Origin of the sequence: Caldimonas caldifontis, from assembly GCF_002930615.1 — a bacterium.
Taxonomy (GTDB): domain Bacteria; phylum Pseudomonadota; class Gammaproteobacteria; order Burkholderiales; family Burkholderiaceae_C; genus Caldimonas; species Caldimonas caldifontis.
The window spans coordinates 121,952-140,449 of record NZ_PSNX01000001.1 but is presented as its reverse complement, the minus strand read 5'-3'; the positions used below and the strand labels follow the sequence as shown (position 1 = coordinate 140,449).

13 protein-coding genes and 1 tRNA gene are annotated in these 18,498 nt (G+C 68.1%); 9 read left to right on the top strand and 5 right to left on the bottom strand.

The genetic code is table 11. The features are described from left to right. Position 1: 1 nt before the first annotated feature. Both C1704_RS00650 and C1704_RS00645 read left to right on the top strand, forming a co-directional pair. A complete protein-coding gene (locus C1704_RS00650) occupies positions 2 to 4,255 on the top strand; it encodes a translocation/assembly module TamB domain-containing protein (protein ID WP_104299968.1) in 4,254 nt (1,417 codons plus the stop codon). A 37-nt stretch (positions 4,256 to 4,292) separates the two neighbouring features. Then, positions 4,293 to 4,367 (top strand) — tRNA-Arg (locus C1704_RS00645). Positions 4,368 to 4,386: 19 nt separating this feature from the next. Here the strand turns inward: C1704_RS00645 and C1704_RS00640 are convergent. Together C1704_RS00640 and C1704_RS00635 are read right to left on the bottom strand one after the other, a co-directional pair. Continuing rightward, entirely contained in the window at positions 4,387 to 7,623 is a 3,237-nt protein-coding gene (locus C1704_RS00640) for a bifunctional diguanylate cyclase/phosphodiesterase (RefSeq protein ID WP_104299967.1), read from the bottom strand. Positions 7,624 to 7,717: 94 nt separating this feature from the next. After that, entirely contained in the window at positions 7,718 to 9,322 is a 1,605-nt protein-coding gene (locus C1704_RS00635; RefSeq protein WP_104299965.1) for an ABC transporter permease, read from the bottom strand. 148 nt (positions 9,323 to 9,470) lie between these two features. Here C1704_RS00635 and C1704_RS00630 point away from each other — a divergent pair, with 148 nt between their 5' ends. The 7 genes from C1704_RS00630 to C1704_RS00600 all read left to right on the top strand — a co-directional run bounded on the left by C1704_RS00630 (position 9,471) and on the right by C1704_RS00600 (position 16,032). Beyond that, positions 9,471 to 10,559, top strand: coding sequence for an ABC transporter ATP-binding protein (locus C1704_RS00630; protein WP_104299963.1), 1,089 nt, complete (start codon positions 9,471 to 9,473; stop codon positions 10,557 to 10,559). Between the two features lie 134 nt (positions 10,560 to 10,693). Further along, positions 10,694 to 12,139: a S41 family peptidase gene (locus C1704_RS00625; protein ID WP_104299961.1), complete on the top strand. Its 1,446-nt coding sequence runs from the start codon at positions 10,694 to 10,696 to the stop codon at positions 12,137 to 12,139. Between the two features lie 64 nt (positions 12,140 to 12,203). Continuing rightward, positions 12,204 to 12,992 carry a HesA/MoeB/ThiF family protein gene (locus C1704_RS00620; protein WP_104299959.1) on the top strand — a complete coding sequence of 263 codons (789 nt, stop codon included), beginning with the start codon at positions 12,204 to 12,206 and terminating at the stop codon, positions 12,990 to 12,992. A gap of 37 nt (positions 12,993 to 13,029) precedes the next feature. Next, complete coding sequence (locus C1704_RS00615) at positions 13,030 to 13,935, top strand: LOG family protein (protein WP_104299957.1); 906 nt, start codon at positions 13,030 to 13,032, stop codon at positions 13,933 to 13,935. A gap of 10 nt (positions 13,936 to 13,945) precedes the next feature. Next, positions 13,946 to 14,866, top strand: a complete 921-nt coding sequence (gene rocF, locus C1704_RS00610; RefSeq protein WP_104299955.1) for an arginase — start codon at positions 13,946 to 13,948, stop codon at positions 14,864 to 14,866. Positions 14,867 to 15,010: 144 nt separating this feature from the next. Continuing rightward, positions 15,011 to 15,511 (top strand): hypothetical protein, encoded by a 501-nt coding sequence (locus C1704_RS00605; RefSeq protein WP_146076013.1) that lies wholly within the window; start codon positions 15,011 to 15,013, stop codon positions 15,509 to 15,511. Beyond that, the gene (locus C1704_RS00600) at positions 15,499 to 16,032 is read left to right on the top strand and encodes an ankyrin repeat domain-containing protein (RefSeq protein WP_146076012.1); all 534 of its coding nucleotides are present in this window, start codon (positions 15,499 to 15,501) and stop codon (positions 16,030 to 16,032) included. Before C1704_RS00605 ends, C1704_RS00600 begins: the two co-directional genes overlap by 13 nt. Here the strand turns inward: C1704_RS00600 and C1704_RS00595 are convergent. The 3 genes from C1704_RS00595 to uraH are packed head-to-tail and all read right to left on the bottom strand — an operon-like array spanning position 16,004 to position 18,460. Then, positions 16,004 to 16,867, bottom strand: coding sequence for a hypothetical protein (locus C1704_RS00595; RefSeq protein ID WP_104299949.1), 864 nt, complete (start codon positions 16,865 to 16,867; stop codon positions 16,004 to 16,006). The genes C1704_RS00600 and C1704_RS00595 overlap by 29 nt on opposite strands. A gap of 3 nt (positions 16,868 to 16,870) precedes the next feature. Then, positions 16,871 to 18,073, bottom strand: coding sequence for a urate hydroxylase PuuD (locus C1704_RS00590; protein ID WP_104299947.1), 1,203 nt, complete (start codon positions 18,071 to 18,073; stop codon positions 16,871 to 16,873). A 33-nt stretch (positions 18,074 to 18,106) separates the two neighbouring features. Further along, positions 18,107 to 18,460: a hydroxyisourate hydrolase gene (gene uraH, locus C1704_RS00585; RefSeq protein WP_104299946.1), complete on the bottom strand. Its 354-nt coding sequence runs from the start codon at positions 18,458 to 18,460 to the stop codon at positions 18,107 to 18,109. Positions 18,461 to 18,498: the final 38 nt, after the last annotated feature.

Below are 18,498 nucleotides of genomic sequence, written 5' to 3'. Positions count from 1 at the left end.
CATGGACCCGTCCGATACCCCCCCACCTGCCACACAAGGCCCGCCCGCCTCTGAGGCACCGCGCCCGCGCCGCGCGTGGTGGGGCGCACTGTCCTGGCTGCTGGTGTTCGCCCTGCCCTTGCTCGTGGTGGTCGCGCTGGTGGCGGCCGTCGTGTCGGCGCTGACCACCGAGCGGGGGACGGCCCAGGTGCTGCGCTGGGTGCCCGGGCTGACCGTGCTCGAGCCCCGCGGGCCGCTGCTGGGAGACTTCTCGGCTCGCCGGGTCCACCTGGACCTCTCCAGCCCAGGCCGGGCGGACGACGGCATCACGCTGGAGGGTCTGGCCTGGCGAGGGCTGCGGTGGTCGCGCCCCGATGACCCGGGGGCCTGGCTGGCCGTGCAGCTGGACGCGCTGGAGGTCGACCGGCTGGTGCTGCAGATGCCCCCCGGACCCACCTCGGCATCGCCCCGCCGCCCCCCGAAGAGCCTGTCGCTGCCCGTGCAACTCAACCTGGCGGCCTTGCGGGTGGGCGAGTTGCACGTGGGCGGGCTCGCGAGCCCCGTGCTGGACCTGCAGGCTTCCGTGGCCCTGGGCGCCGACGCTGGCCGCATGCATCGCGTCGAATCGCTGTCGCTGGCCTGGGATCGGCTGCGCCTCAGCGGCGCCGCCACGCTGGGCACCCAGGGTGACCTGCCACTGCAGGCTACCGTGGACCTGGGCCAAAGGATTCCCGAGGGTGCTGTGGACGGTGCGGTTTGGTCGGCCCAGGTGCAGGCCGAGGGACCGTTGGCGCAGCTGCCGGTGCAGGCCACGCTCCGGGCGTCCGGCCAGTCGCTGGAAGCCAGCGCCACCTTGACCCCCTTCGCGGCCTGGCCGCTGGACACGCTGGACGCCCGCTTCGAAGCGCTGGACCTTGCAGCGCTGGCATCCGCGGCCCCCTCCACGGCCTTGACCGGCAGCGCGCGGGCCGCGCTGCGTGGTACGAGTGTGGGTGGCGGTGCGGGTGGCGGTGCGGGTGGGGGGGCGGCCGGTGCACAGCCGGTGGAGCTGAGCCTGCAGATGACCAACACGCAGGCCGATCGATGGGACGCCGGCCGACTGCCCGTGCGGCAAGCCGAACTGCGTGCCCGCAGCGTGAGCCTCGACCCCGACGATGGGATCGTGCTGGAGGCCTTCGAGCTGTCGCTGGGCAGCAGCCAGCGTGACGCCGGACGCCTGCGCGGTGAAGGCCACTGGGCGCCCGGCGAGTGGCGCGCCACCCTCGAACTGGGCTCACTCGACCCCTCCGGCCTGGACGCCCGCGCGCCGGCGATGCGCCTGAGTGGGCCCGTGTCCCTGGCCTCCGTGCCGGGACGGGATCCGGCGTCCGTGCAGGTGCAGGCCCGTCTGGGCGGCCAGCAGACGGCCGCGGGCCCCGGCCCACGCACCGTGGGACTGGAACTCGCCGGCGAGTTTTCGAGCGTGCGCAGCCAGGTCCGGTCCTTCATTGCACGCGCCGGCAACGGCCAGCTGCGCCTGCAAGGTGAGGTGGTCCACCCGTCCGGGCAGGCGGTGCAGGCCACCCTGGAAAGCCAGTGGGAAGGCATCGATCCCCAGGTGTGGTGGCCCGGACTGGGGCCGGCACCCGCGGCCGGCCGTGGACATCGCCTGAATGGGCAGGCCGCGGCGCAGCTGACCCTGCCGCCACGTTCGCCGCGCGAGACGGTGCTGGCCTGGGCAGGACGCTGGCAAGGCCAGGCCCGTCTCGCCCTGACGGACAGCCTGCTCGCCGGCCAGCCTCTGCAGGCCCAGGCCCGCTGGCAAGGCCGCAACGCCACCACGGCCCCCGCCACCGAAGGTGAGCTGGCCTTGGCCGACAACCGGCTGACGTGGCAGGGCAGGCTCCCTGCCCCCGGCGCGGCCACCGCCGACACCGACCTGGCGCTGACCGTGCAGGCCGGGCACCTGGACCGTCTGGCCCCGGTGCTGCAGTCGCTGCGCATCGACACGGCCCTGGAAGGCCGGCTGGCGCTGGACGGCACCCTCTTCTGGGCGAGCACGGACACCCCCTGGCCCCGGCGGGTCGAGGGGCGTGTGAGCGGGCAAGGCCTGCGCTGGGGGGACTGGCGTCTCGACGAGGCCCAGGGTCGCTGGGTCCTGAGCCCCGAGGCCGACGCCGCCCAGGACCTGAGTCTTGATCTGCGGGGACTGCAGCTGCGCGACCGCCGCATCGACACCACGACCGTTCGCCTCGATGGCAGTGTGCGCACCCATCGGCTGCGCGTGGAAGGCCGCTCCGACGTGGTCCTTCCGTGGGCTGCGCCTACTGCGCAAGCGGGCACGCCAACACCGGAGGGCACGGCCCGGGCCGTGCAATTGCAGCTGGAACTCGACGGTCAGGCCGAACTGCCGCGCAGCGGGGTCGTTCGACCGGACACCTGGACCGGCTGGCGTGCCGAACTGCATCAGTTCGTGCTGGGCCCTGCAAGCGGCGGGTTGCAGCCCTGGGTGCAGGTGGCGAACGTGCCCTTGCGCTGGGATCGGGGTGACGGTGCCCTTCAGCGGCTTTCGCTGGGCGCCGGTCAGGCCCGACTGCGCGCAGGCCGTCAGACAGCCACCTTGCGCTGGGACGAGGTGCTCTACCAGACAGCCCGCGGCAACCAGGCGGCGGTCCTGCAGGCCCAGGCCCGACTCGACCCGGTGCCCGTGGCCCCCTTGCTGCGTGAGTTCCAGCCCGACTTCGGCTGGAAGGGCGACCTGGAAGTCGGCGCCAGCCTGCGCGTGCGCTCCGCGCCCCGGTTCGAGGCCGACCTGGAGATCGCCCGCGTGCGCGGTGACCTCGAGGTCGAGGAGGCGGGGCAGGTGGAGCGCCTGCAGCTCACCGAGCTGCGGCTCGCGCTGCAGGCCCGCGACGGGCTGTGGCGCTTCACCCAGGACATGGCGGGTGCCAACCTGGGCCGACTGCGGGGTGAGCAGACCGCCCAGGCCTCGCCGCAGGACTGGATGCCCGGGCCCATGGCCCCGCTGCGTGGCCGCCTGCAAGCCGACGTCGACAACCTCGGCGCCTGGGCCGCATGGGTGCCCGCCGGCTGGCGCCTGGGCGGGCAGATGCAGGTGCAGGCCGAACTGGGCGGCCGGCTCGGCGCGCCCGAATACACCGGCGAGGTGCGCGCTCGCGATGTGGTCGCGCGCAACCTGCTGCAGGGCGTCCACCTGCAGGACGGGCAAGCCTACCTGGTGCTGCAGGGCAAGACGGCCCGCATCGAAACCCTGCGCGCCCGGGGCGGCGACGGTGAGGTGCGCCTGAGCGGTGGTGCCACCTTCGGTGCAGCCCCTCGGGCCGAACTGCGCCTGCAGGCCGAGCGCTTTGCGCTGCTCACCCGCATCGACCGGCGCATCATCCTCAGCGGAAATGCCAACCTCGTCCTGGAAACCGAGCGCCTGCAGGCCAACGGCGCCTTCCGCATCGACGAAGGCCTGATCGACATCTCCCGCGCCGATGCCCCCTCGCTGTCGGACGACGTCGTGGTGCGGCGCACGGCCGTGCCCACGGACGAGCCTCCCCCACGCGCCACGGCCCAGCGCCGGGCAGTGGCCATCAACCTGCAGCTCGATGCCGGCGACCGGTTGCGCCTGCGCGGGCGCGGACTCGACACACGTCTGGCTGGCACGCTGCGCCTGACCACACCCGGTGGGCGCCCCACGCTGAATGGCGACATCCGCGCCGTGGACGGCCTCTACGCCGCCTACGGCCAGAAGCTCACCATCGAAAAGGGCGTGATCAGCTTCGTGGGCGACCCGGGCAACCCCCGTCTGGACATCGAGGCCACCCGGCCGAACACCGACATCCGCGTGGGCGTGGCCATCACCGGCACCGCCGAGAACCCGCGCATACGCCTGTTCTCCGAGCCCGAGATGAGCGAGACGGACAAGCTGTCCTGGCTGGTGCTGGGCCGCGGCAGCGGGCAACTGGCCCGCGCCGAAGCCGCCTTGCTGCAGCGTGCCGTGCTCGCCCTGGTGGCGGGGGAAGGCGATACGCCCGGCGGTGAGTTCACCGGACTGATCGGCCTGGACGAGCTGTCGGTGCGCCAGGAAGACAGTGCCGGCGTGGCCGAGACCATCGTGAGCCTGGGCAAGCAGATCTCGCAGCGCTGGTACGTGGGCTACGAGCGTTCCCTCAATGCCACCAGCGGCAAGTGGCAGCTGATCTACCGCGTCGCCCAGCGCTTCACCGTGCGCGCACAGGCCGGCGCCGACGAGAACGCCCTGGACTTCATCTGGATCTGGCGCTGGTGAAGTCCTGCCGCGTTCATGGGACAATGCGCCCCGGTTTCCCGCCGTAGTTCAATGGATAGAACGAGCGCCTCCTAAGCGCTAGATGTGGGTTCGATTCCCGCCGGGGGGGCCAGGCGCCATCGATCGATCCATCAGGCCTGTTGCACGAGCGGCCGCCGCGCCTGCCGGATCAGCGCCTCGAACTCTTCTGCCGTCATGGGTCGGCCCAGGTAGTAGCCCTGAGCTTCGTGACAACCGTGCTCGCGCAGGAAGTCGAACTGCTCACGGCTCTCCACGCCCTCGGCCACCAGGCCCACCTGCAGCGTGTGTGCCATCGCGATGAGTGCAGCCGTCAGGCGCGTGTCACTCGGCGAGCCCGGCACCGCGTTCAGGAAGGAACGGTCGATCTTGAACTTGTCCACCGGCAGGTCGCGCAGGTAGGCCAGGCTGGAGTAACCCACGCCGAAATCGTCGATGGCGATCGCGATGCCCAGCGCCCGCAGCTGGGCCAGCACGGTCGCGGTGGACAGGGTGTCGCGCACGATCGCGTTTTCGGTGATCTCCAGTTCCAGGCGGGACGCCGGCAGTGCCGCAGCCTCCAGCGCCCGCGAGACCGTGCTCAGCAGGTCATCGGCCTCGAGCTGGCGCGGCGAGAGGTTCACCGCCACCCGCAGCCGCTCGCCGGTGGCATCTTCCCAGCGGCGCAGCTGCATGCAGGCCTCGCGCAGCACCCACGCGCCGATGGGCACGATCAGGCCGGTGTCTTCGGCCAGCAGCACGAATTCGCCCGGCGGCACCAGGCCCTGGCCCGGACGCTGCCAGCGCAGCAGGGCCTCGGCGCCCACCAGCACGCCGCTGGCGCAGTCGAACTGGGGCTGGTAGTACACCCGCATCTCGCCACGATCGATGGCCTCGTGCAGGTCGTTTTCCATGCGCAGGCGGTCGGCCGAATCGCGCGTCATGCTCTCGTCGTAGAGCTTGAAGTTGTTCCGCCCCGCCGCCTTGGCGTGGTACATCGCCGCATCGGCCGCACGCATCAGCGTGGCCGGATCGCTGCCCGCCTCGGGGAAGGTGGCCACGCCGATCGACGGTGTCACGCGCAGCATGTGCGGCCCCACCTGCATCGGATCGCCCAGGGCGGCGATCATCTTGCGCGCCACCAGTTCGCAGTCGCCCACGTGCGAAACCTTGGGCAGCAGCACGACGAACTCGTCACCGCCCATGCGTGCCACCGTGTCCGAGGCGCGCACCGTGGCGTGCAGCCGCTCGGAGACGATCTTGAGGATGCCGTCGCCCACGTGGTGGCCCAGCGAGTCGTTGATGTTCTTGAAGCGGTCCAGGTCGATGAACATCAGCGCCACACAGTCATTCTCTCGCCGGGCCCGTGTGAGGGCTGCGCTCAGGCGCTCCTGCAGCAGCACCCGGTTGGGCAGGCCGGTCAGCGCGTCGTGATGCGCCATGTGACGGATGTGCTCTTCGGCACGCTTGCGCTCGGTCACGTCGTAGGAGATGCCCAGGTAGCCGGCCGGCTCGCCGGTCTCGGTGCTCAGCGTGGTCATCACCAGGATCACCGGGGTGCGCCGACCATCCTTGCGGATGCAGGTCCACTCCCGCTCGTCGGGCCGCCCCCGGCGGGCCCGGGCCATGAAGACCTCCACGCCGGCCGGCACCGGTTCGCCCAGCTCCGCGGTGAGCTGCGACGCACGCAGCGCGATCTCCTGCGCATCGTGATAGACCGCCGGCGTCGCGCGGCCCACGAGTTCGTCGGCGCTGTAGCCCAGCAGCATCTCGGCGGCAGGGTTCATGGCCTGGATCACGCCGCGCCGGTCCAGTGCGACGATGGCAAAGGGCGCGCTGTCATAGATCGTGCGCCGCAGCGCGTCGGCCCGTCGCAGCTGACGCTGCGATTCTTCGATGGCCAGCTCGGTGGCGCGGCGCTCGCTGACGTCGCGCAGCATGGCCACGCAATGCGGCTGTCCGTCCAGCATCACCTCGCTCACCGCCAGCTCGAGCGGGAACAGCAGGCCGTCACGACGCAGCCCTGTCACTTCCCGCCCAGGCCCCGGCGTCCAGGCCAGGGCTGTGCCCGCCCCGTCACGCGCCGTATCGGAGGGAGGCAGCAAATCGTTCACGCTCGTGCCACGCAGTTCGGCCTCGCTGGCACCGAACATGCGGGCGGCCGCCGCATTCACATCCACGATGCGACTGGCCGGGTCGAACGTGATGATGCCGTCCACCGTGCCATCGATCACGCTGCGCAGCCTCGCTTCGCTTTCCTGTGCCTGCCGGCTGAGTTGCCGGGCCAGTGCGGTCGCCCGGGTGTAGCGACCTGCAAAGACGCGCAGCGCCATCCACAGGACGATGCTGCCGGCCATCCCGCCCAGCAGCACCGACAGCGGATAGGCCTGGCTGCGATGATCGATGGGGCGGCGCGTGACCACCACCTCCCACATGCGACCGCCCACCGCCTTGACGTTGGTGCGCTGGTCTTCAGACCGCACATCCGGAGGCAGCTGATAGGGGTAGGACCACACCTCGTTGCCTTCCAGCACCACGCTGCGTTCTTCCAGCGGTTGCCCTGCTCGGTAGGCATCGTCGCCGATGTCGGTGATGCGCACGTGGTAGCGGCTGGCATCGTGCTCAGCCAGCGCATAGCGCAGCAGATCGGCCGCACGCAGCACGATGCTCACCTGCCCGATGTGGTTGCCCGGGCTTGGACGCTCGGCCCCGGGCTCGACGTTGTCAAACAGTGCGGCACGGATCAGAAAGCCCCGGGTCGGCGTGGCCCCCTGCAGCAACACCAGCGGCGGCGACAGCGCAGGGCGCCCCGTATCGCGCGCACGCTCCAGTGCCAGGCGCCGGATCGGATCGGCCGCCTGGTCGTGCCCGAAGGCCATCTCGTTGCCTTCCATCGGCTCGTTGTAGAGCACCGGGTAGTACTCGTCCCGCTCGCCCGGCGGATGGATGCGGAAGTTCGGATAGCCCTGGGGTCTCAGGCTGGTGTCGGATCGCACCGAGGCCTCGAAACGTTCCCGCTGCCCCCCCGGCACCCTGGGCGCGTACTGTGCGGCCTGCAAGGCCGGGTAGCGGTCCAGCGCCCGCAGTGACCGGAAGTGCTCGTGAAACTCGCGACGGCTCACCTCGCGGCTGGCTTCGAACAAGGCCGCCAGGCTGCCCGCCAGGTCCATATACCGTTCCAGGGACTCAACGATGCGGCCGACCTTCTCGTTGGCCACGGCGTCGAAGCGCCGGTCCTGCTCCAGCCGCCAGGCCTCGGCACTCACATGCCAGCCGTACACGCTCGCCGCCAGACCCAGCACCAGCACCACGTCGGCCAGTCGCCGGTAGAAGACCGGGCGGTCGGGTGGGTGGGGCAAGGCAAGGTCCATGGGGGGTGGCGGCGTGGCGGGTCGCCCATGCTACCGTGGCGCCGGTGTTCGCGCGCCTCGGGGCCGCCCCGTGGGCCCTCGACATGTCCTTCGCTCAGTGGCGCCCGCGCATCGCGCGCGACAGGAGGATCACTGGGACCAGGCCCACCAGCACAATGGCCAGCGAGGGCAAGGCGGCCTCGCCCAGACGCTCGTCCTTGGCCATCTGGTAGGCCACCACGGCCAATGTGTCGCTGTTGAATGGGCGCAACACATAGGTGGCCGGCAGTTCCTTCATCACATCCACGAAGACCAGCAGCGCTGCCGCCAGCGTCGAGCGCTGCAGCAGGGGCAGGTGCACCCGCCCGAGCAGCCGCCAGCGCGACACGCCCAGCAGGCGGGCCGACTCGTCAAAGCTGCCGGGAATGCGCGCATAGCCGGCCTCGACCGACTGAAGGGCCACGGCCGAGAAGCGCACCAGGTAGGCATAGATCAGACCCAGCAGGGTGCCCGTCATCAGCGCCGTCGCCCCCGTGCCGGGCCACTGCGCCTGCACCCACCCCGTGGGCAGCAGGATGCCCACGGCGATCACAGCCCCGGGGACGGCATAGCCCAGCGACACCACCCGCGCGGCCAGCTTCAATCCGGGGCGCGGCTGGGACCGCAGCGCAAAGGCCAGGCTCAAGGCCAGGGCCACCGCAAGCGCTGCCGCCACGCCGGCCAGCTTGAAGCTCGTCCAGGCCCACTGGCCGAAACGCGCCCAGGGAATACCGAACTCGGCATGCTGCGCTTCCTGCCACAGCAGATGCCCCAGCACAGCCACGGGCAGAAAGAAGCCCAACACCACGGGAAGCGCGCACAGCATCCACATGCCGACCGCCTGGACGCCGGTCAGCAGGATCGGCCGCGCCTCCTGCCCCTGCGCCGCCCCAGGCCGCGTGATGGCAAAGCGCAACCTGCGCTGGGCGCGATGTTCCATCCAGAGCAGGGCACCCACGGCCAGCAGCAGCAGCGTGGCCAGTTGCGCGGCCGCAATGCGGTCGTCCATCGACAGCCACGCCCGGTAGATGCCGGTGGTGAAGGTGTTCAATCCGAAATACGAGCCGACACCAAAATCCGCGAGGGTCTCCATCAAGGCGAGGGCCACGCCGGCGGCCAGGGCCGGGCGCGCCAGCGGCAGGGCCACGGTGCGGATGCGCCGGCCCACGCCGGCGCCCAGCAGGCGGGCGGCTTCCATCAGCTGCACACCCCGCTCAGCCAGGGCCGCACGGGTGAGCAGATAGACGTAGGGGTAGAGGCAGACGACGAACAAGGCCACGGCCCCCCAGAGACTGCGCACGTCCGGCAACAGGCGGGTGGTGGCGCCGCTCCATGAACGCCAGGCGGTTTCCAGCGGCCCGCTGTATTGCAGGAAATCGGTGTAAGCATAGGCCAGCACATAGGCCGGCATGGCCAGGGGCAAAAGGAGCGCCCACTCGAACACCCGCCGCCCCGGGAAATCGAACAGGGTGACCGCCGCCGCCGTGAGCCCCCCCACGACGGCCACCCCCAGGGCCACGGCCAGCGACAGCCACAGCGAGGTCCAGGCATAGCCGGGCAGCACCGTGGACGCCTGATGCTGCAGCACCGCCAGGCTCGCCGCATCGAAGCTGAACCAGGACGCGAAGATGGCCAGCACCGGCAAGGCCAGCACCAGGGTCACGAGAGTCAGCAGTCGCATGGCAAATCAACGCAGGCCGGCACCTCGCCCCCCCGGCTCCGAGGCGGCGGGAAGTCCTGAGCTGCGCCAGGCCGGAATGCGAAAGGAAATCATTTGTTGTTGCAGCCTCTATGATAGGAGCTTCGCTCTTTCGCCCCCGTCCGACCCGATGTTTCTCGAGATCCAGCAGCTGTCCGTGCGCTATCCGGGCACTCCGACGCCCCCTCCCGCCGTCAGCGACGTCAGCCTGGCCTTGCGGCAAGGCGAGATCGGGGCCCTGATCGGCCCGTCGGGCTGTGGCAAGACCTCGCTGCTGCGGGCCATCGCCGGCCTGGAGCGGGCGGCAGGTGGGCGCATCGCCATCGGCGACGAGGTGCTGGGTGCAGCCGAGCCGGGCCGCCCGGCGGTGCACCAGCCGCCCGAGCACCGTCGCATCGGCATGGTCTTCCAGGACTACGCCCTTTTCCCCCACCTGAGCGTGGGCGAGAACGTCGCTTTCGGCATTGCACGCCTGCCGCGCCGCGAGCGCGAGGCCCGCGTGGCCGAGATGCTGGACCTCGTGGGTCTCGCAGCGGTGGCCGCGCGCTACCCGCACCAGCTGTCGGGTGGACAGCAGCAGCGCATCGCCCTGGCCCGCGCGCTGGCGCCAGCGCCGCGCCTGCTGCTGCTGGACGAGCCATTTTCCAACCTGGACATCGACCTGCGCGAGCGTCTGGCCCAGGAGGTCCGGGGCATCCTGAAGCGCTCGGGCACGACGGCCCTGCTCGTGACACACGACCAGATGGAGGCCTTCGCGCTGGCCGACCTGATCGGCGTGATGCACCAGGGCCGGCTGGCCCAGTGGGACACGGCCTACCAGCTCTACCACCGGCCGGCCACCCGCTTCGTGGCCGACTTCATCGGCCATGGCGTCTTCACCCCGGCGCGCATCGTCGAGCAGCCCGGCGGGCCCGTGGTACGCACCGCCCTGGGAGACCTCATCGACGTCGAGGAATGCCCGCTGCCCAGCGCCTATCCGGGTGGCGAGTGCGACGTGCTGCTGCGCGCCGATGACATCGTCCACGACGACGACGCGCCGGTGAAGGCCCGCATCGAACGCAAGGCCTTCCGGGGGTCGGAATTCCTCTACACCCTCCGGCTGGCCAGCGGCGAACAGGTGCTGGCGCACGTGCCCTCCCACCACGACCACGCCGTGGGTGACTGGGTGGGCATCCGCCCCGAAGTCGACCACGTCGTGACTTTTCCCCGGGAATCCTAGGGTTCCTCTAGGGTTTCGCACCTGCAACTTTCCTGCCCCGGACGGCATCGAAGCCAGCAAGCTCACCCTATACTGAGCTTTGGTGACGTCTGCTTGCAGTCGGCGCCGTTTCGCCGGAAAGGATCACGCACGTCATGGGTGCCAATTTCAAGATCGCAGGCTGGGTGGCCATCGGGGCCCTGGCCGGTGCCCTCACCACCCTGCAATTGCAGGCCACTGCCCGCAACACGCTTGCGCCGCTGCCCCTCGAGGAGATGCAGCAGCTGGCAGCCGTCTTCGGCATGATCAAGTCCGACTACGTCGAGCCGGTGGACGAGAAGAAGCTGATCACCGATGCCATCAGTGGCATGGTGTCCGGGCTGGATCCGCATTCGCAGTACTTCGACCGGAAGAGCTTCCGTGAATTCCGCGAGGGCACCAGCGGCCGCTTCGTGGGGGTGGGCATCGAGATCGGCATGGAGGACGGCCTGGTGCGCGTCGTCTCGCCCATCGAAGGCTCCCCGGCGTTCCGTGCCGGCGTCAAGACCGGCGACCTGATCACACGCATCGACGACACACCCGTCAAGGGCATGAGCATCGACCAGGCCGTCAAGCGCATCCGTGGCGAGCCCAACACCAAGATCATCCTCACCATCTTCCGCAAGAGCGAAAGCCGCACCTTCCCGGTGACGATCACACGTGAGGAGATCCGCGTGCAGAGTGTGCGCGGGCGGGTGGTCGAGCCCGGCTACGCCTGGCTGCGCATCAGCCAGTTCCAGGACCGCACCATCGACGACTTCGCGCGCAAGCTCGAGGAGCTGTTCAAGGCCGAGCCCAACATGAAAGGCCTCGTGCTCGATCTGCGCAACGACCCGGGCGGCCTGCTGGAGGGCGCCGTGGCGGTGTCGGCGGCTTTCCTGCCGCGTGACGCCATCGTGGTCACCACCAACGGGCAGATCCCCGAGTCCAAGGCCACCTTCAAGGCCAGCCCGGAGTACTACATCCGTCGTGGCGGCAATGACCCGCTGCGGCGCCTGCCCGAGGCGGTGAAGACGGTGCCGCTGGTGGTGCTCGTCAACGAAGGCTCGGCCTCGGCCAGCGAAATCGTGGCCGGTGCCTTGCAGGACCACAAGCGCGCCGTGATCATGGGTTCTCAGACCTTCGGCAAGGGATCGGTGCAGACCGTTCGCCAGCTCACCGCCGACACCGCCCTCAAGCTCACGACAGCGCGCTACTACACGCCGTCTGGTCGCTCCATCCAGGCCACCGGCATCGTGCCCGACCTCATGCTCGACGAAACCGCCGAGGGCAATGTGTTCGGCGCCTTGCGCACCCGCGAGGCTGACCTGACGCGCCACCTCGAGAACGGCAACGCCGACAAGGATCCGGCTCGCGTGAAGGCGCGCGAGGAGGCGCTCAAGCGGCTCGAGGAAGAAGCCGCCAGGCAGCAGCAGGGCCAGGCCCCGATCCGCAGCCTGCCCGAGTTCGGCAGCGCCGAGGACTTCCAGCTCCAGCAGGCGCTCAACCGCCTGAAAGGCCAACCGGTGGTGATCTCCAAGACCCTCACCGAGCGCAAGCCCGACGAGTCGAAGACGAACTGACGCCTCTCGGTCCGGCCTGCACCACGCCCGCATCGTGCGGGCGTTTTCGTTTTATGCTGGGCGCATGAACGACGATCAGCTCCTGCGCTACAGCCGCCACATCCTGCTCGATGAACTGGGCGTGGACGGTCAGCAGCGCCTGCTCGACGCCCACGCCCTGATCATCGGTGCGGGCGGTCTGGGCTCTCCCGTGGCCTACTACCTCGGCACCGCCGGGGTGGGTCGCCTGACCATCGTGGATCACGACAGCGTGGACCTCACCAACCTGCAACGCCAGATCATCCACGACCTCTCGCGCGTGGGGCAGCCCAAGGCCGCATCCGCAGCGCGCAGCATCGCGGCCATCAACCCCGAGGTGCAGGTGCAGGCCCTGTGCGAACGTGCCGACGAGGCGCGCCTTCTGGAACTGGTCGCCACCGCCGACGTGGTGCTCGACTGCTCCGACAACTTCGCCACCCGCCAGGCGCTGAACCGTGCGTGCGTGACCCATGGCCGCCCGCTCGTGGCCGGGGCCGCCATCCGTTTCGATGGGCAGATCTCGGTGTACGACCCGCGCAATGCCGCCTCGCCCTGCTATGCCTGTGTCTTCCCGCCCGACCAGGCCTTCGAGGAAGTCCGCTGCGCCACGATGGGTGTGTTCGCGCCGCTGGTGGGCATCATCGGCAGCATGCAGGCGGCTGAAGCGCTGAAGCTCCTGGCAGGTGTGGGCAGCTCGCTGGCCGGCCGGCTGCAGATGCTCGATGCACGCCACATGGAGTGGACCGAGATCCGCATTGCCCGCCGCCCCGACTGCCCGGTGTGCCGCACGCGGCCCCAGGGGTCATTGCCGGCCGCCACACCCGGCATCCGCTAAGCTGGATGCCCTTCTTCTCCCACAAGAAAAGCCCGGCATGGACGACAAGCGTCAGGAACTCACGGCCCGCAACTTCCCTACCGCCCAGGACGACGCCGCCGCCGCGGCCGCCCTGCCCCGCTATGGCGGCCCCAACAGCGCCTACCGCCTGGCCTTCACCGACGAGGACTTCCTGCTGCGCGAGGAACTGCGCCCGGTGCGCATGCAGCTGGAGCTGCTCAAACCCGAGATGGTGCAGGCCCAGCATGGCATCGAATCCACCATCGTGATCTTCGGCAGCGCCCGCATTCCGCCCGCCGACGTGGCGCAGCAAGCCTTGGACCGCGCGCAACGCAGCGGTGATGCCCTGGCCCTGGCACGTGCCCAGACTCAGGTGCGCATGTCGCGCTACTACGAAGAGGCACGCCGCTTTGCCGCCCTGGTCACCGAGGCCTCCAGACGCCTGGACCCACCGATCTACGTGGTCACGGGCGGTGGGCCCGGCATCATGGAAGCGGGCAACCGAGGGGCCCATGAGGTCGGTGGCAAGAGCATCGGCCTGAACATCGTGCTGCCGCACGAACAGGAGCCCAACCCCTACATCACGCCCGAGCTGTGCTTCCTGTTCCACTATTTCGGGCTGCGCAAGATGCACTTCCTGATGCGTTCGATCGCACTGGTGTGCTTCCCCGGCGGCTTCGGCACCATGGATGAGCTCTTCGAAGTGCTGACGCTCGTGCAGACGCGCAAGAGCCGCAAGCGCCCGGTGCTGCTGTTCGGCAAGGACTTCTGGACCCGCCTGATCAACTTCGACGTGCTGGTGGAAGAGGGCATGATCTCGCCCGAGGACGTGCATCTCTTCCAGTACGTGGAGACCGCCGAGGAAGCCTGGGCCGTCATTGCCGACGCCTACGCCCTCGACGCTCCGGCCAGCACCAGCGGCGCTTTTGCCGATGACATCTGAGATCACCGTGATGAGCTCTGCCCCCCGTGTCAGCCTGATCGGCGCCCCGACCGATGTCGGCGCCGGCGTTCGCGGCGCCTCGATGGGCCCAGAAGCCCTGCGCGTGGCCCAGCTGCAACCGGCGCTGGAAGCCCAGGGCTGCGACGTGATCGATCGCGGCAACCTGTCGGGCCCGCCCAATCCCTGGCAGCCTCCCGTCAATGGCTATCGTCACCTCGACGAAGTCGTGGCCTGGAATCAGGTCGTCCACGAGGCCGTTCATGCTGAACTGCAGCAAGGCCGCCTGCCGCTGCTGCTCGGCGGCGATCACTGCCTGGGCATCGGCTCGATCAGCGCGGTAGCCAGATATTGCCGCGAGACGGGCAAGAAGCTGCGCGTGCTGTGGCTCGATGCTCATGCCGACTTCAACACCAACACCCTCACCCCCACCGGCAACGTGCACGGCATGCCGGTGGCGGTGCTGTGCGGCCATGGCCCGCAGGCCCTCACGCATCTGGGCGGCCATCACCCGGCGATCAAGCCCCAGATGGTGCGTCAGATCGGCATCCGCAGCGTGGATGCCGGCGAGAAGCGCCTCGTGCATGCCGAGAACCTCGAAGTCTTCGACATGCGCTACATCGACGAGATGGGCATGCGCCACACCATGGAAATGGCCCTGGCCCTGCTCGACGCGCAGACCCACCTGCATGTGAGCTTCGATGTGGACTTCCTGGACGCCGAAGTGGCCCCCGGCGTGGGCACCACGGTGCGCGGCGGCCCCACCTACCGCGAAGCGCAGCTGTGCATGGAAATGATCGCCGACACCGGCCGGCTGGGGTCGCTCGACGTGGTGGAACTCAACCCCGCACTGGACGTGCGCAACCAGACGGCCGAGGTGGCGGTGGACCTGATCGCCAGCCTGTTCGGCAAGTCCACGCTGATGCGGCGCTGAAGTCCGCTTGCCTTGCGCCAGAGCGTCGTCGCCTTACGTTCAGACACAAGATCTGTCTTGTTTGCGCGACCGGCGCGCCTTACAGTGCCCGCCCAGAATGGTGCGCACAACCGCGTGATGCGCTGCTAAGACGAAAAGCATTCAGTGAATCAAGTCACCAGGGAGGTGAATGACATGAGTGGCAGTGCGATTGATGTGGTCCCCCTATCGGATGGGGATCTTCTCTTTGATGAAATCGAAACGCGCCAGATCCTGATCTTCTTTTGGCCGCAATTTTCTGGGCGCATCCAAGACTTGACGGTCACGAATGGTGTTCGGCGCTTCGCGCAGCAGTGCTTGATTGCGGCGATAGATGCCAGCTATGCAATGGGATACATCGACGCACTCGGTCGAGCAGTAGCCAGTCGAGGTTCACTGGACATCAGGTCGCTGGGCAGGAAACTGGCGGGCCGGTTCCTGAAGCAGTGGTGGCGACACGCCACCGAGAAGGATCTTCAGGACGCAAAGGTATACGAAACCGTACGGAGGACAGTAGCCCGTTCATATCGTACGTCGCTTGATGATTTGCTGGCCGGCCTGCAGTCGATGCGGCAACCGTCCCCTCTCTTGGTTGTCGGCATCGATTCCATGCAATGCTGGGTATGAAGGTGGTTCGACGAATTGCTGCGACGATCATCGTCTTGTTCGCCTTGAGCGCCGGCTTCGTTCTCTGGGGCTTCTGGTACAGCAGCAAAGCATCTACTGAATCGCTCGTGTCCTGTGTCGAGGCCGAGCTGCCTCTTCGGTCGTGGATCTGCTACAAGGCCCTCTTTTGGGTCCATCCCCGGCCTGAAGAACTCCGCCGCTTAAACCAGCAAGCCGGCGCTTACTTCATTGCGTCGATGGAGAGTGAAGAGCTTGCGCGCCTCGTACTTAGGCACTACGTCGATGCGGGGCTGGATATCAATGCCGTGGATCAGCGCAGCGCCTCGGGGCCTACGGCGCTGCACATATCAGTAACCAGCAACCGGCCTCAGGAGGTCCGGCTGCTCCTCGAAGCTGGAGCAAACCCCTCGATCAGGAACTATCTCGGCAAGACTCCCCTTGAGCACGCCCTCGACGTTCAATCGAGACACCAGTCCAGCGAGCTGAGTGAAGTCATCCAGATCCTTGAGGCGGCACAATAAGTTCATGCGGCGTTTGAGGCGGCTCCAGGTGCCCGGAAGGGTTTAGTAACTTGAACCACGTGCGGAGCTTTCTATCTTTGGTCGCGAGCCCGCCTTCAAGTACTCCCAAGACGAGCATCTGCGCATCATGAACGTCGTGCTCCAGCGTTTCCATGACGCGCGGAGACAGCGTCGAACGCAAGCGCCCTTGGTAGCGCACGAACAAGTCCGTTGAAAAAAGCATCAACACTTGCAGCCAGCGAACGTGCGCCCACCTCCCCGGATCCGTCAAAACCGCCGGCATGTGCGCTGCCGCTTCGGGTGCGCTCAGCTGCTTGTAGAACTCTGCAACCTCAGACGTATTAGCAATGGTGTTCCTTGCTCTCTCCAATGCTGTTTTTCGTTCCTCGGTGCTTCCGCTCAGAAGGTCCGCAAACAGGCTTGGTGTCTGCTCAGACAACTCGATCAATTGATTCAGGTCTTCCCGTACGGACTGAGCCATGTCTGAAATGGCTTCGCGTGCCTCGTGAGGAAGGACGTAGTCTTCTGCGAGCAACCTGCGATTGAACTGGTATCGCATCTGGTAGACGTGATCGGATGGCGGTCCTGAGGGACTACCGGTGCTAGCTTCTGCACGCAGCAGCACGCCGATATGATCGACCAGCTCGACTGGGTTCTCTTCGGGGATCAGTTTTGCGAAGCACCTTCTCCTGGCGATGATGTCTGTGGTGATGAGTTCATAGAAGAGCGCAGCCGGCATAACAAGCTTGTATTTGGCCCGAAGCGCCCGGATGCTCTGCTCGCTCGCCCCCTGCAAGTAGTCCTTGTCGATAACGATTGAACTCACCTGCTTCACTGACTACTCCAGCGGCGCGCCCGCCTGGAACCAGCGACCGATCAGGGCCCGCTCGGTCTCGGTGATCTGTGTGGCATTGTTCATCGGCATGAGCCTGAGCACCACCGTCTGCTGGTACACCGCCTGGGCGTGCTGCTTCACCAGTTCAGGGGTGTGCAAGGCCACGTTCTTGCTCTGCAGCGCGGCGTTGTGGCACATGACGCAGCGCTGCTCGACCACCGCGCGTACCTGTTCGAACCGCACCGGCTGGGCGGCCGCCGCGGGATCGGGCACCACCCGCGCCGGCATGATCGCCGCCGCCAGCGCCGCCAGCATCACCGTGCCGGCCACGGCATAGCCCCAGGGCGCGCGCTGGCCGAGCACCGCGGCCCGGTGACGGGCCACGAAGCTGTGACGGATCAAGGCGCCGGCCAGCATGAACACGACCAGCACCAGCCAGTTGTACTCGTGCGTGTAGGCAAAGGCATAGTGGTTGCTGATCATCGTGAACAGCACCGGCAGCGTGAAATAGGTGTTGTGCACGCTGCGCTGCTTGCCTCGCTTGCCATGGATCGGATCCACCGGCTCGCCCGCCTTCATCTGCGCGATCACCTTGCGCTGGCCGGGAATGATCCAGACGAAGACGTTGGCGCTCATCGCCGTGGCCATCATCGCCCCCACCAGCAGGAAAGCGGCGCGCCCGGCGAAGAGCTGGCAGGCCAGCCACGAGGCAAAGACCACGACAACGAACACCAGCACGCCGACGATGAGGTCCCCCTTCTCGCGCAAGCCGAAGACGCGGCAGATGGCGTCGTAGACGAACCAGAACACGACGAGGAAGGCCAGTGCCGTGCTGATGGCCGCGGCCGGCGACCAGTCGAACACGCTCTTGTCGATCAGGAAGGTGCCGGCATTGACGAGGTAGAGCACCGTGAAGAGCGCAAAGCCCGTGAGCCAGGTCGAATAGCTCTCCCAGTAGAACCAGTGCAGGTTCTGGGGCAGTTGCCGGGGCGCCACCAGGTACTTCTGCGGATGGTAGAAGCCGCCGCCATGCACGGCCCACAACTCACCGTCGACGCCCTTGGCCTGAAGGTCCGGGTCGGTGGGCCGGGTGAGGCTGCTGTCAAGGAAGACGAAGTAGAAGGAGGAGCCGATCCAGGCGATCGCGGTGATCACATGCGCCCAGCGCAGCAGGAGGTTGGCCCAGTCGAGCAGGTAGGCGTCCATGCGGTCGATGCAAGAGGTCGGAGGGAGCGGGCTTCAGCTGCCGCGGTAGGTCGAATAGGCCCAGGGGCTGGCCAGCAAGGGCACGTGATAGTGCTGGGTCGCGTCGGCAATGCCGAAGTCGAGCACCACCTCGTCGAGGAAGGCCGGTTGCGGCAAGGTCACCCCGCGCGCCCGGAAATAGGCCGCCACGCCGAAGACCAGTCGGTAGGTGCCGGGCGACAGGGTGTCGCCTTCCAGCAAAGGAGCGTCGGCCCGGCCGTCGTCATTGAGCTGCAGGCTGCGCATCGGCTCGAGGGCCTCGCCATGGCGACGGTACAGGCGCACGGCCATGCCGGCCGCCGGGCCACCGTGCATGGTGTCCAGGACGTGGGTGGTGAGCTTGCCCATGGGCGAGTCCTCTGGAAGTGGAAGCGTGGGGTCGGCTT